Origin of the sequence: Fibrobacter sp. UBA3629 (assembly GCF_002374005.1) — a bacterium.
Taxonomy (GTDB): domain Bacteria; phylum Fibrobacterota; class Fibrobacteria; order Fibrobacterales; family Fibrobacteraceae; genus Fibrobacter.
This window is the reverse complement of sequence record NZ_DFLC01000007.1, coordinates 136660-150058: the sequence shown is the minus strand read 5'-3', so window position 1 is coordinate 150058 and position 13399 is coordinate 136660. Positions and strand designations below refer to the sequence as shown.

Genomic DNA, 13399 nt, shown 5'->3' with positions numbered 1-13399 from the left:
AGACAATTATTCTTGGTTGACGGAAGCGTCAGACGGAGTTTCGGCGGTAGAGCGCATGTCCTTGACTTCCCTCGAAGAAAGCATCTTGTAGCGGATCGAGAGGCCCCAGTATTTGCAGGAGCATTTCTTTTCGCCATTGACGTTGTTGCAGAGTTCCTCGGCCCTGACATTGATGACGTCCTGGGCTCCGTTCCTCGGGCTCGTGACCGTTGCGTAAGTGACAAAATCCAGAACGGAACACTTGTGTTTGTCTTCCCAGGACACCGGTCCGACAATCTCGTAGGTGCTGGCGCCATAGACGCCCATGGTAGAACTCTGCTTGTCGACGTAGCCGTACTTCTCGGTGCGGACAGGTCCTTCCTTCTTCTGGGTCTGCTGCACGGGTATCATTCCGGCGCAACCGGTCACGGCAAAAGCGACCGCAGCAATCATGGCGATATAGACGAATTTTTTCATTTTGAGCTCCTGTTTGAAAATTTTCGCGCACAAATTTAGGTTTATTTTTATTAACATACAAGGGTATGGAGTTTTTTTTGTTGAGAGTGCGACAACGAGGAGAGCTATGAAAGTGTGTGATTGGAGAGAGGGATGGACTGCGCGGTCATTTCATTCCCGTGCAGCCCTTCGGGTTCTGGCCTTCGGCCAAAATCTCAGACGTCTGCGCTTCACTGCGTTCCGCAGACGTCTGTCGAACCCTCTGCGAGGGTTCGAACCGCTACCCTATGAAAAAATAAGGAACCCGCAAGGGGTTCCTTATTTTTTCAAGGAGAGAGAGGGATTCGAACCCTCGGACCTGTGACAGTCTCCGGATTTCGAGACCGGCCCAATCGACCACTCTGGCATCTCTCCAAGGTTCGCATAATTTAGTAAAGATTTCGCGGTTTGTCTACCCTAGGCCCCACGACAGGTCTTCCCCCGCTCGTTTTCTTTTCTTGCCACCCTTTGAAACGGCCTGCCGTATTTCTACATTTGGCCGCGAATCCAAAAAAAGGATCCAACAGAACTTCAGGTTTATAAGCGCGAGTGCGCTTCGGGGCTTTTCAAGGTTCGGCCGGGCAACCGGCGCTAGAACCATTCGATAGTGCGGCATGGGCCGCAGATGAAGTTTACGGGTCCTGAAGGTGAACTATGTCGAAAGATACCGAAGAGCGTATCCCTGAAGAGGAAATTGACCCGGAATCCAAAATTGCACGCGAGGCGGACGCTTTCCTGATTGCCATCGCCGGCGGCGCCGACGAAGACGAGGCAGACGAGGCCGCATTCTTCGCAACAAACCCGAACGGCGTTGTCGTCGACGAAGAAGGCGACGTGCTGAAGAAGGGCCCCAAATCGGCCATCGAAGTCGGTACGAAGGTCGAAATCGAGGACGGCGAAGTCGAACAGCCTGAAGATGACGATTCGGCAACTTCATCCACCTCGGACGAGGATTATGCCGAGTCGAAGAAGGACTGCGCGGAACCGGCCGAAGAATCAGACGAAGATCCGGGCGACGAAGCACTCGTAACCTTCGAAGACCTGGGACTTGCCGACGAAGTTCTCGAAGCCATCAAGGCGATGAACTACGAGACTCCCTCCCCCATCCAGGCGAAGGCGATCCCGGCACTGTTGCAAGGAGCAAACCTGCTCGGCACGGCGCAGACCGGTACCGGCAAGACAGCCGCTTTCTCGCTCCCGCTGCTTTCCAGGCTCGACTTCAACGGCCATGAGACCACGATGCTCGTGCTCACGCCGACACGCGAACTCGCCATCCAGGTGGCGGAAGCTATCCAGCAGTATGCCGCCAAGATGCCGAAGGTGCACGTAGTTCCCGTCTACGGCGGGCAGGATATCGCAGTGCAGTTGCGCGCCCTCAAGCGCCAGGCGAACATCGTGGTCGCCACCCCGGGCCGCCTCATTGACCACATCAAGCGCGGCTCCATCGTGCTTTCGGGCGTGAAAGCCATCGTGCTCGACGAAGCCGACGAGATGCTCGACATGGGATTCATGGAAGACGTGGAAACCATCCTGAAAGAAATCCCGGCCACGGCCCAGCGCGCGCTCTTTAGCGCCACGATGCCGAACGAAGTCAAGAAGATTATCGACCAGCACCTCGGCGAATACGAGGAAGCCCGCATCGAAGGCAAGACGACGACCGTCGAGAATATCCGACAGCGCTACCTGCTGGTGAAAAACGAGCACAAGATCGAGGCGCTCGCCCGCGTGCTGGAGGGCGAAGACTTTGACGGCGTTCTGATTTTCGTGCGCACCAAGCAGAGCACCACCGAAGTCGCCGAGAAGCTCGAAAGCCGCGGATTCAACGTGGCCCCGCTCAACGGCGACCTCGCGCAGTCCATGCGCGAACGCACCATCAACCGCCTCAAGATGGGCAAGCTCGATATCGTCGTCGCCACCGACGTGGCCGCCCGCGGTATCGACGTGGACCGCATCTCGCTCGTGGTAAACTACGACATTCCCTACGATACGGAATCCTACGTGCACCGCGTAGGTCGTACGGGCCGCGCCGGGCGAAGCGGGAACGCAATCCTCTTCATTACCCCGCGCGAAAAGCGCATGCTCAAGACCATCGAGAAGGCCACCCGCCAGCCCATCGAGGTGATGGAGATGCCGACCGCCGACGTCATCAGCGCAAAGCGTGTCGCCGCGTTCAAGGCAAAAATCAAGAGCGTGCTCAGCTACGGCGAACTCGACAAGTTCAAGGAACTTGTCCAGAGCATGGTCGCAGAAGGCTGCAATATGGAAAACGGCGTCGCTCTCGAAGACGGTTCCGTGCATGAAATTACGGCAGAAGATGTCGCTGCCGCCGTCATCAAGATCTGGCAGAAAAAGCAGCCGCTATTCCCGGAATTGAAACCGCTCGACGCCCCGCGCGAAAGAGGCGAACGCCGCGAACGCGGAGACAACTTCGGGCTCGACCGCGAAGAAAAGAATCGACTCCGCAAGGAGCGCAAGGAAGGCGAAAATGGAGTCGAGGAAGGCTACCTGCGCTATTACCTGGGCGTAGGCCGCCGCGACCACGTGACTCCCAAGGACATCGTGGGCGCCATCGCCGGCGAAGGCAACATCAGCAGTTCTAACATCGGTCGCATCAAGCTGTTCGACAAGTTCAGCACCGTAGAGCTTCCCGAGACCATGCCGCAGGAAGTGCTTGACATTCTGTCGGGCATGACCATCCGCGGGAACGAAGCCCGCTTCCGCCTGATGACCGACGAGCCGCCCACCGGCCCCGCTCCCGGAACCAAGCCGCACGACAAGGCGCACCCGTTCGAAAACCGCAAGGCCCGCCGAGAACGCATGTTCGGCGACCGCAAGTTCCACAGGGACCGCGACGAGCGGGGTTTCGGCGAAAAGAGAGGCGACAAGCCCTTCCGCAAGACAAGGCGATTCGGCAGAGTCTAGTTTTTCTATACTTGCGGCATGTCCTTTTCGCTTTCGACTCTCCTCGGTTTAATTCTGCTGCTCGCCCTTGTCTTTTTCAAGATCAAGGGCAAGGCGCCGAAAAAGAACCACAAGATGTACCACAGCGATGGACGGCGCAAGACCTTTCACGATTTTGAGCACGAACGGCGCCAGGGACTCGGGAATAAAGCTCGCGACATGGGCAAGCCCTTCGAACTGGGAGGCTACGGAATCACGCATGCCCCCAACCGCAGCGAGAACTTCTTCAAGCTAGACCCGAAATTCAACGATGAACGCATCGTGAACGACCCGCGCGGCATTTTCGGCGAAGCGGCGATGATGGCGCTCACCGCACGCGTCTGCGACACCGACAAGCGCAAGTACGTGCTAATGCGGAACCTCTACGTTCCCGCGCGCGCAGGTTACACCGAAATCGACGCGCTGCTTTTGCACCAGTCGGGATTCTACGTTCTCGAAAGCAAGAACCTCTCCGGCAAAATCTCGGGCGACCTCGAAAGCGAACGTTGGAATCAGCACCTAACCGAGCACACGGAGCACACGTTCCACAACCCCATCCGCCAAAACATCGGACACATCCTCGCACTGGAACATTTCCTGAAAATCCGCCACGAGCAGGCTCACTTTATTTCGTTCATTGTATTCAGCGACCGCTGCATTCTCCGCAAGGTACCAAAGGACAACGAATTCTGGAGCATCGTCCACTGCAGCGAACTGCAGGATGTCCTGCTCAAGCGCATATCGGGACGTAAGACAATTTATACCCCGAAACAAATCGAGGATTTTTACTACAAACTCACCACCTGCATGAATGCAAGCGAAGAAGTCAAGGCGAAGCACCGGGATTACACGCACCGAAAGGGAGTATCCCGCGAACAAAATTAAAACGATACACTATGAAGCAGATTGTAAAAAAGACAGTTCTCGATAACGGCATCACCATCCTGACAGACTACATGCCGCACGCTTACTCGGTTGCGGTTGGCGTTTGGGTGCCGCGCGGATCCCGCCACGAGGCGAAGGATGAATTTGGCCTAAGTCATTTTTACGAGCACCTGGTATTCAAGGGAACCGAAAAGCGCAGCGCCCTCGAAATCGCGCACGCCATCGAGGACAAGGGCGGGAACCTGGAAGCATACACCACAAGGCAAGAGACCGGGTTCTACGCGCAGATTGAACGGAGCCATCTTCCGCTCGCTATAGACGTGATTGCCGACATGCTCATGCACCCGCGCATGGACAAGGGCGAGATGGAAAAAGAACGTCGCGTAATCATCGAGGAAATCCACAGCTACGACGACATTCCCGAAGAAATCGTGGGCGACGTGTTCAACGCCATCCATTTCAAGGGCAGCGGCATCGCACATTCCATCACGGGCACCGTCAAGCAGGTGAAGGCGCTCACGCACAGGCAGATGCTCAAGTATAGGGAGCAGGTCATAAGCGAGATTCCGCTCCTAATTTGCGCTTCGGGCAAGGTGGACCACGAGGAACTCGTTCAACTTTGTGCGGAAAAGTTCGCACAAAAAAAATGTTCCGACGTGTTGCCCGCAGACACCTACCGGGCACACAACAGTGTGAAGGTCGTGCAGAAACAGGACATCGCGCAGTCGAACCTCTTCTGGGGCTTGAGCTTTGACCGCAACCTGATGGACGAGCGCGGGCGTTGCGCCCTCTCGCTTTTCAACGTCGCGATGGGTGCGGGCATGGCATCCCGCCTGTTCCAGAAGATTCGCGAAGACAAGGGCCTCGCCTACTCCGTGTATTCTACCGCGGATATCTACTGCGACTGCACCGACTGGGGCGTATCGCTTGCGACCGAGCCGCACCAGCTCAAGACTGCCCTCGAGCTTTCGCTGAACGAAACGCACGGTTTCTTGAAGCGTGGTTTCAACAAGGGCGAATTCGAACGCACCAAAACAAACATTCTGGGAGGCATGTACCTCGGCGCCGACAGTCCCGAAAAACGCGTTGTCCGCATGGCCGAACAGACGCTACACCTGGGCGAGTTCCACACGATGGAGCACTCCGAGAAAATCATCAAGTCCATGACCGAAGAAGAAGTCGTCGGTACCGTAAACCGCCTGTTCGGTGCCGCAAAGTTCTCCGCCGCGGTCATCGAGCCCGCCGGCCGCAAGAAGACCGAGCTCCCCCTCGACTTTTTCGAACATTAAGCAACAGCTATTTCGACTGCACGGCGCGCGCCCTGCGCTTCTTGTTCCAGACCTTGAACTCCATGTAGAGCGTGCTCACCGTGTAGACGAACAGCATAAAGAGGAGCGTGTTCTTGGGAGTGTTCAGGTTGCATATACCCCAAGCAATCGTGATGAGCGGCAGGTGTATGAGGTACGGGTAGAAACTCGCGCGGCCCACCTTGCGCACGATGCCGATACAGAAGAACCGCGCCATGAAGCCCTTGCCCGAAAGGAGCGAGAGCACGAACAGCCCGTAGATGAACACGGCGACGCTATGGTGGATAAAGTAGTTTACGCCGGGATTGAACGAGGGCGACATGAGGAAGAGGCTCCCGTAGAGGGCGGCAAGGAGCAATGCCTGAATGATTCCGCTCACGTAGTCCTTCTTGAGGAACTCGAAGAAGCCTTCCTTGTACAGGCGGAAGATGACCATGCCGAAGATGTACTCGAACACGCGCACGGGGGCGAACATGTGGAAGAACCTGTACTTTTCATCGTAACTGTCGAACCAGAGGTTGCCCGAAAGCCCGAAGAACACTGCCCACGCGATGCCCGGGACGAACACCGCGAAGAAGAGAATCCAGAGGGTGCGGCGATTCTGCCTAAAGAGCCAGCGGCTGAACCACGGCGTGATGGCATAGCACATGAAGAAACTCGTGAGCGACCAGCTGGGCTCATTGAGTTTCATGCCCAGGTCGGGAACGATGGACCACGTGAGCGAAAGATGCAGGAGCAGGCTACGCCAGGGGTGGAACATCTTCGCGAGCCCCGCCGAGGCGCAATCAACGATTTCGCCTGGGCCGGGCAAGTGCGTGTAGCCGCTGAACTTGAACACGAGCACCACGAACATAAGGAGGGTCATGAAGAAGTGGAGCCGGTATAGCTTCGCTATGCGGGCGAACATGAACGGGATTACCGGTATGCGGCGTTCCGGATCGCTGAACTTGCTTGCAAAGAGGAACCCCGCGAACACGTAGAATATGCCTGCCGCAAATGCGGGTGCGGTAAAGACGGGCATAAGCCAAGTGTTGCTTGCCATGTAGGCAAGCGCGCTCGAACTACCCAAGTGGAGCATCACGATGTTTATGCTCGCGAGGAGGCGCAGGCCGTCAATCGCCGGAAAGTAATCCGGCTTTTTTGCACCTGCGTTCGGGGAGTTCTCTGCCATCGTGCGGTATAATTTAGAAAATCTGCTACCGCAGCAAAATCTTCTGCAAGGCGACTTGGCTACCAGAGACAACGCGGATAACGTGGAGACCGCGGCGCGGGATTTCCAGCAAAATCCTGTTAGAGCCTTCGACCGCTTTGAAATCCACAGTAGCGACAACGGATCCCTTCGTATCGACAACATCGACACGCGACCTGGCACCGTCCAAGCCGGCAGAAGCATCGAATACAACCTGCAAGGCGCCGGCATTCTGCGAGGCGCGCAAGCCCTGCAATGTCTGCGCGACAACCTTCCTTGCAGACTTCGCAACACGGATGTTCGCGGACTTCGCCGTCGTAGAAAGCGCCAACTGCAGCGTCTCACCGTCACGCATTTCGGTAGTCACGCCATCGACAGTCACGAACACGCGAAGCCCGCTCGCGAGAATTCCGTCGATACCCGCAAACTTCAGGTAACCCGCACGCGCGCTTGTTGCCGAAAGCTCCACGTCCCATTCATACGCGTCTTCGCCGAGTGCCTTCACGCTCTTTGCAAGGCGCCTGCCCGCATCCATGATGCTGAGGTTCACGCGGTTGCCCATGCCTGCAGGCGGTTCCTCGGAACTCCAGGCTACCTTGCCCGCGCCGAGCATATTCCAGCTGTCCATCTTGCCGTTCGCATCGGAGAGTTCCACCTGCAATGCCCAGCCGTCGGCGCCGGCCGCCTTCGCAAGCACACCCTTCTTGTTGAGCGACTTCACGGGTTCCGTTTCACCTTCCTCATTCACGAAATCAACAAAGGCCGGCTCCGTAGAAAGCGGCAAATCCTTTGCCACACCGCGATTGAGCCTTACCCACACGGCTTCGTAAGGTTCAAGTTCCTCCACAGCTTCAGGCGGGTCGTACTGGCCAGTTTGCGTGTTCCAGCGCCAGAATTCCAACTCAGGCTTTTCTTCCCGATTTTCCTGACCAGCAACGCCAATCTTCATCTTCCAGCCGTAAGGGTTAGAGACCAGGTTCCAGCCGCTGTTTACGCTATCGAGCGACCACACGGCCTCGCCTGTAAAGGCCTCATCCTTGAGCACAAGCGGGCGGCCTTCGAGCGAATTGTACCAGTACCCCTTTCCCTGTTCCGGTGAATCCTTCTTTGTGAAATTCTTGTACTGCCAGTAATCGCCGAAACTGGCAAATTCATCCCACCAGTAGAACACCCCGTCATCGTTCCACTTGTAGCTATCGAAATCGACATCCGAAAGCGCAATCATCTGCCAGCAGTCTCCGCAATCATTCGCGATTTCGCGATTCACCTCGAAATCCCACTCGCGCACGTCCGGATTGTCGCCCTTCCCGTTGTACATCTTTGCGACGACATGGTACATGCCTGCGGCAAGCGGATACTTTTCCCACGTGATCATTTCGGGCCATCCGCCGTTCGGAAAATCCATCGTGGAATCATCGATTACATTTCCGTCCAAATCCTCGAGGAAAACACTTACAAAAGGCGTTCCATTTCCAATCGTGAAGTCGTCCGTCTTTACGGCAAGCTGGACAGCGTTACCCGACAGGAACAGAGTCGAGGAAGCCACATCAACTTCTCCCTCATCCACGCCGTTTGAATCTGGCGAAGCACCTGCCATAAGTTTGAAGAAGTAATCACCATCGTACGCCTCGTCCGCAGAGAACCTCTTGTACGGACCGTTGTCGCTCGGGCCTTCCCAGTGAACAGGGTCGCGGTCAGCATTCGGCTGTTCTAGGCTAGCCGCAAATTCGAGCCACGCCGTATTTGTGATTGCTCCAGATTCGTCCGTCTCAAATTCGAACTCGTTAGTACCCATCCGGTAATTATTAAACTGTCCAAGCATGCGCTCCTCGCTTTCGGTAAGGCATCCCGACTCGATGCAGTCAAGCATAAACACAATCCTGTGCACGTTGGAGATTTCCGCATTTACTCCATGGTAAGTCGATGCGACATACGGATAAACGCGAGAAGTGTCAGCAATCCACTCCACCGTGGCATTCCCGTAATCTGCATTGAAGCGGTTCAGGACATCGGCAAACGCCTGACCCTGCATATACTCCTTCTCAATGATGCCCACGGAGACCGCTTCGCGCGTATCTCCACCCAACATGTAGGTGTCCGAGTCAAAGTTGTCCGTCGCCACCGTATTCCCGGCTGCGCTTCGGTAGTTGCCGTGGGCATAGGCCTTGGGAGCGAAGGTGGTTTCCCCGTTTTCATCATCCAACACAGAAAGCTCGCCAAAGGTATTGAATTCGTATGCACAGGATATATGTTCCAGGCCCTGCTCATTATCCGGCATATATGGCTTCAGGTAATCGCAGTAAGCTTCACCAAACATGCCTGAAGCGGAATCATAGGCGGCTTCGGTGTAATGGAAATTCGAGACTATACTTATATCGTTCGCATTCTTGGAAAGGGAATCAGAGAATACAGCCAAACCTGCAAGATAACCCGCCTTGCAATGTTGCGGGCCCCTTTCCAATGAACAAGTGATATCGCTAAAGGTGTAGGTGGAATGGAACCACACCATCGTATTGTACGTAAGCGAGCCGACAAGTCCGCCCAGGTAAGACATTTGCTTATTTCCCGCAGAAGCATCGTCGCTCAACAAAGATCTGTCAAGCCCCACCCGGCGCAGTTCGACACGCCCTGTATGACCGACAATTCCACCTATGTGCGCTTCAACCATGGAAACCTCCTCGACAAAGTGATGGGCACCATCCCAGAGGTATGCGTTGTTCGACACGCTAAGGCCATCTACGGAGACGCCGACCGCAAACATATTAGACACGCTGCCCGCAAGGCCTCCAATCGCGACCGAAGAAGGATAAATTAAATCGACAGCGTCATTCAAGTCCATATCGGGAATAGAACGGACCTGAATGGAGCTTCCCTCGAAATCCGTCACATAAAGCCCGACCGACGACGAAACGAAAAGGCCCGCTACAGGAGCACTTATGGCCGCGTTTGCAACATAGACATTATTCACTTCGGGTTCATTCACAGCCGTGCCAAAAAGGCTCGCAAAGGTAAGGGATTCCAGACGAATGTTCTCGAACCGGACGTTCTGAACGGAACCAATCAGGTTTCCGCCAAACGAAGCCTCATCAGAAAGCGAGGTATAACAGATTCCCCTAATCGTATAGATACCGTCTTCCGCACTTGTAAGTTTTATCTGAGACGTAATATCAAACTCAAATGGCTTGAAATATTCATTACACGACTGCGTCTGCCCGTCATAACCGCCGAAGTCGATATCCGAAGCAAGCAACAACGCTTCTGGCTGAACGTTAGAATTATAGAGAAGTTCGCCAATAAACTCATATGCCGTTTGGTAACCCTCCGGAGAATCCCATTTTTCGAAACACGACTCGCCCGAGTCCGGTTCGTACGATGCATTCTGCTGCGACAGCTGGATTGCAGCATTATAATTGACATCCCGCGTCAGTTTCACGCAATAGAACTTGGACGCACCTTCCTGCTCGTCCGAAAGGTCCGCGGACCAAGAGATTGTCACAAGAAAAGAAAGCGCAAGCGCAGTTGCTGTTTTCAAGAGGGTAGATTTCCTAACCATACGGAATCTCCTAATAAAACCATACTCTTTAAAAAGTATATAAAAAAATTAGAAATGCAAATCCAAAAGAAAAAGCCGGGAGCAAATCCCGGCGAAAATCACAGTCAATGCGGCCTAGCGAATCACGGTGGACATATTAATGGACTGCGTGGAGCCCTTGAACTGCCAGGAGACCTGCACGTTCACCTGCTTGGCATAGACATGTTGAACCGACTCAAGGTTCGATTCGCTTGTCGCAGTATAGTCGGTCGTAGGAGAAACCGTCACGGTCGGAGTATACTGGATGGTGGACTGTCCTCCACCGACCTTTTCGCCACGGTCCCAGGAACGCTGTATCGGGTCCCATTTCCAGATATAGTCATGGCCAACAACTTCATCTTCACTGTCGTCCCCAGGTGGCGTAGACTCATCGGGAATGGACGCGATGCCGATACGGTTCAGGGAATCTATGACCTGCTGTGCGACCTCGATGGCGCCGTCACGCCCACGGATACGGAGCAAAGCCTCGCGGTTGCCCGTCTGCATGTGGAGAATCGCCATGTACAAAAGACCGAGAACCACCGCGGAGATAAGCACCTCCGTGATGCCGAAACCTTTCTTGTTCTTTATTAACTTATCCATAACACACCTACGGTTCAAACCAGCTCGCACCAGAATCGTAACTCAACTCATAATACATAGAGAACTTCGTCGGGGACTTGATGGAGGCCGCAAACCGGTCTGTACTTCCATATCGGATCAAAATACAGCCACTGGAAATAGGTGACACACCTATTTTAGGAGTAAGCAATATTGACGTCTTGGCATTTAGCGTCGTTTCGCCCCCAAGCGTCGGACAGTCAGTACCACCAGCCTGTCCAGGAACAAACGCGCTTACCGACTCAAGCGTCATCTCATCAAGAATTTGTGAATCATGCGCAGAGCAGTTTCCATCATCGCCAACTGTAGTACATTTATAAAGTCTCAGTGACTTGTTGTTATTTTCCACTTCCACGGTCAGTTTCTCGTTCAACCGCGTAGCCTCGTTCGCCGCGCGCTGCATGAAGGCGGTCACGTTGATACCGGCGTCCTTGATTCGGCTGTTCGCAACCGCACTGCGCAGACTGGCCACCCCGATACCGGAGAGGATGCCCATGATGGTGACCACCACGAGGACCTCGACCAAGGTAAAACCAGCTTTTCCGGGGCGTATTCCCAGTTTCATCCTGCACTCCTGCAAAATCACAACTACTTGATACTCAAAAAGTTAGCAATTCAAACCCTCCGCGGATTTTTATACACCTCAAAAAACCGGCTCCGCGGACAACCGGCTCCTTAAATATATATTAAAAACGCCGGATGCGGTAAAGTTTTATTTACTATAATGCAAAAATAAGATTTTTTGCCGTTTTTGAACTATTTTCGCTACTTTCCGTAGACCGCGCGGCCCTTATAGCAGGTAATGGCATCCTTCGGGCAGGGACTATGGTAATCCGAGGCTTCGTTCTTGAAGACCTCATTTACGATTTCCTTCGCGGCGGGGTTTGTACCCGAGCGGACCGAGACCACGTAGAAGATGTCCGAATCGCGGGTTGCGACCACGACCTCGAAATTAAACTTGTATTCGCCCTTTTTCCCGCGAACCTTGAACCCGTAGGGAATTTCCTCGATGGTAAAGACCTCGCTCATCGGGGCCTCGAAATCCGTATCCTTCCAGGATCGCCCGAACCCGTCCTGCCGAGCCTTGAACCAGCCCTCGGGGTTATCCGCATTGGCCTCCTCCATGGCCATGTTGATGTCGGCGATGTAGCTATCACGGAGCGAAGCGAGTTCCTCGCGGACTTCGCGGTAGGTATCCAGATCCTCGTCATAAGCGAACGCGGGCTCGCACAGGGCAAACGCAATGGCGATTGCCCCCAGAACAGAACGAAAACTTTTCGAAAGAGGTGTCATCAAAGAACAATCTAACAATTTTTGGCAAGTGCGGCCACGGAAAATGCTATATTTGGCACGCACACCTGCCCGGGTGGTGGAATGGTAGACACTGGGGACTTAAAATCCCTTGGGGGCAACCTCGTGCGGGTTCAAGTCCCGCCCCGGGCATTAACCTTGGGAATGACCATGATCGAATTTTACCCGAACAGCATCTACTACCCCCGCGAAGCCGTGGAAGAAAAGCTCGCGAAGGGTGAACTCGAACGCACCGAGAAGCACCTCATGGGCTGGACGGAACGCCACCGCGGCGAAATCTGGGACTGCGCCCGCGACGACTCGGAAAACCCAAGCGACGAAGTGCTGCTCGACAACCTCCGCGCACTGCTTCTGTGCAAGGGGTCCCTCCAGCCTGCCGCCGAGATGGGCGACATGATTCGCGAAATCACGAAGGAAGTTTGGTACCGTAACGAAGACGCCCCCGAAGCCCCTGACCAGGTGGCCGCGGAATGGCGCGTGAAGTATCTGACCAAGTGGCGCGAAGCCCGCATGTTCGAAGCGTTCATCCTCATTGAGAAGCGCACCGAACAGCTGCTGAAGATTTTGAAGGGCTAGCCGCCCGCTCCATCAACGGCTATACTTTTCATTCCACCGAATCGGGAACCAGATTTCCGTCTTTCCCTGCGTACTGCGGCGGTATCGCCAGTAAAATTCGATGTGTTCCCTGAGGTCGCTTTCCAGGGAGCGGTCCTTGGCATCCGAGAACTGGAACTCCCCACAATGGAAGACCCCCAACGAATCTATGGTGAGGCGGAGTCCGAGAGCCACATCCCCCGAACCGCGGTGGGCCTTGAAGTAGGCCCGAGCAAGCCAGTGGAGTCCGGCAGCACGGCCTTCCAGGTACTTTACGAACGCCGGGATATCACGGCCTGCAGAATTGTCCAACACGTAGATGTCATCGACCGAAGGCAATACCACCCGTCCGCTGAAACTCCGGAATTCCTCCGCCTCCGGAACAGGCTCCGCCATCTCGTGAACCGCCCCCACGTCGCGCAACCGCACATAGGGTTCGAACAGGGCTATACCGGCCAAGACGACCGTAAGGAAGGAAAAAAAGTAGGGAAGGAGTTTACGCATGCG

General features: G+C 54.8%; 11 protein-coding genes and 2 tRNA genes. 5 read left to right on the top strand and 8 right to left on the bottom strand.

The genetic code is table 11. The features are described 5' to 3' along the window. Positions 1 to 6: 6 nt before the first annotated feature. On the bottom strand, positions 7 to 456 hold the full coding sequence (locus B2310_RS02800) for a hypothetical protein (protein ID WP_173366416.1): 450 nt from the start codon (positions 454 to 456) through the stop codon (positions 7 to 9). 308 nt (positions 457 to 764) lie between these two features. Next, positions 765 to 849, bottom strand: a tRNA-Ser gene (locus B2310_RS02795). 279 nt (positions 850 to 1128) lie between these two features. Between B2310_RS02795 and B2310_RS02790 the strand changes: the two genes are divergently transcribed. The 3 genes from B2310_RS02790 to B2310_RS02780 are packed head-to-tail and all read left to right on the top strand — an operon-like array spanning position 1129 to position 5588. Further along, the gene (locus B2310_RS02790; protein WP_290728494.1) at positions 1129 to 3396 is read left to right on the top strand and encodes a DEAD/DEAH box helicase; all 2268 of its coding nucleotides are present in this window, start codon (positions 1129 to 1131) and stop codon (positions 3394 to 3396) included. A gap of 18 nt (positions 3397 to 3414) precedes the next feature. After that, on the top strand, positions 3415 to 4299 hold the full coding sequence (locus B2310_RS02785) for a nuclease-related domain-containing protein (RefSeq protein ID WP_290728493.1): 885 nt from the start codon (positions 3415 to 3417) through the stop codon (positions 4297 to 4299). A gap of 11 nt (positions 4300 to 4310) precedes the next feature. Beyond that, positions 4311 to 5588: a M16 family metallopeptidase gene (locus B2310_RS02780; protein ID WP_290728491.1), complete on the top strand. Its 1278-nt coding sequence runs from the start codon at positions 4311 to 4313 to the stop codon at positions 5586 to 5588. Positions 5589 to 5595: 7 nt separating this feature from the next. Here the strand turns inward: B2310_RS02780 and B2310_RS02775 are convergent, their stop codons facing one another. From B2310_RS02775 to B2310_RS02755, 5 genes are all read right to left on the bottom strand, one after another. Next, positions 5596 to 6777 carry an acyltransferase family protein gene (locus B2310_RS02775; protein ID WP_290728489.1) on the bottom strand — a complete coding sequence of 394 codons (1182 nt, stop codon included), beginning with the start codon at positions 6775 to 6777 and terminating at the stop codon, positions 5596 to 5598. A 25-nt stretch (positions 6778 to 6802) separates the two neighbouring features. Further along, on the bottom strand, positions 6803 to 10348 hold the full coding sequence (locus B2310_RS02770) for a hypothetical protein (RefSeq protein WP_290728487.1): 3546 nt from the start codon (positions 10346 to 10348) through the stop codon (positions 6803 to 6805). Between the two features lie 114 nt (positions 10349 to 10462). Beyond that, positions 10463 to 10969: a type IV pilus modification PilV family protein gene (locus B2310_RS02765; RefSeq protein WP_290728485.1), complete on the bottom strand. Its 507-nt coding sequence runs from the start codon at positions 10967 to 10969 to the stop codon at positions 10463 to 10465. Between the two features lie 7 nt (positions 10970 to 10976). Further along, entirely contained in the window at positions 10977 to 11552 is a 576-nt protein-coding gene (locus tag B2310_RS02760) for a pilus assembly FimT family protein (RefSeq protein WP_290728483.1), read from the bottom strand. A gap of 200 nt (positions 11553 to 11752) precedes the next feature. Next, complete coding sequence (locus B2310_RS02755) at positions 11753 to 12280, bottom strand: hypothetical protein (protein ID WP_290728481.1); 528 nt, start codon at positions 12278 to 12280, stop codon at positions 11753 to 11755. A 67-nt stretch (positions 12281 to 12347) separates the two neighbouring features. Here B2310_RS02755 and B2310_RS02750 point away from each other — a divergent pair. Beyond that, a tRNA-Leu gene (locus B2310_RS02750) sits at positions 12348 to 12430 on the top strand. An 18-nt stretch (positions 12431 to 12448) separates the two neighbouring features. Beyond that, positions 12449 to 12874, top strand: a complete 426-nt coding sequence (locus tag B2310_RS02745; protein ID WP_173365580.1) for a hypothetical protein — start codon at positions 12449 to 12451, stop codon at positions 12872 to 12874. Between the two features lie 12 nt (positions 12875 to 12886). Here B2310_RS02745 and B2310_RS02740 read toward each other — a convergent pair whose 3' ends face one another. After that, positions 12887 to 13396 (bottom strand): hypothetical protein, encoded by a 510-nt coding sequence (locus tag B2310_RS02740; RefSeq protein ID WP_290728479.1) that lies wholly within the window; start codon positions 13394 to 13396, stop codon positions 12887 to 12889. Positions 13397 to 13399: the final 3 nt, after the last annotated feature.

Excerpts from the sequence above, each read along its gene's own strand:
- B2310_RS02755 (WP_290728481.1), bottom strand. The coding sequence starts at position 12,280 with ATGACACCTCTTTCGAAAAGTTTTCGTTCTGTTCTGGGGGCAATCGCC.
- B2310_RS02765 (WP_290728485.1), bottom strand. The coding sequence starts at position 10,969 with ATGGATAAGTTAATAAAGAACAAGAAAGGTTTCGGCATCACGGAGGTG.
- B2310_RS02785 (WP_290728493.1), top strand. The coding sequence starts at position 3,415 with ATGTCCTTTTCGCTTTCGACTCTCCTCGGTTTAATTCTGCTGCTCGCC.
- B2310_RS02770 (WP_290728487.1), bottom strand. The coding sequence starts at position 10,348 with ATGGTTAGGAAATCTACCCTCTTGAAAACAGCAACTGCGCTTGCGCTT.
- B2310_RS02790 (WP_290728494.1), top strand. The coding sequence starts at position 1,129 with ATGTCGAAAGATACCGAAGAGCGTATCCCTGAAGAGGAAATTGACCCG.
- B2310_RS02780 (WP_290728491.1), top strand. The coding sequence starts at position 4,311 with ATGAAGCAGATTGTAAAAAAGACAGTTCTCGATAACGGCATCACCATC.
- B2310_RS02745 (WP_173365580.1), top strand. The coding sequence starts at position 12,449 with ATGATCGAATTTTACCCGAACAGCATCTACTACCCCCGCGAAGCCGTG.
- B2310_RS02775 (WP_290728489.1), bottom strand. The coding sequence starts at position 6,777 with ATGGCAGAGAACTCCCCGAACGCAGGTGCAAAAAAGCCGGATTACTTT.
- B2310_RS02760 (WP_290728483.1), bottom strand. The coding sequence starts at position 11,552 with ATGAAACTGGGAATACGCCCCGGAAAAGCTGGTTTTACCTTGGTCGAG.
- B2310_RS02800 (WP_173366416.1), bottom strand. The coding sequence starts at position 456 with ATGAAAAAATTCGTCTATATCGCCATGATTGCTGCGGTCGCTTTTGCC.
- B2310_RS02740 (WP_290728479.1), bottom strand. The coding sequence starts at position 13,396 with ATGCGTAAACTCCTTCCCTACTTTTTTTCCTTCCTTACGGTCGTCTTG.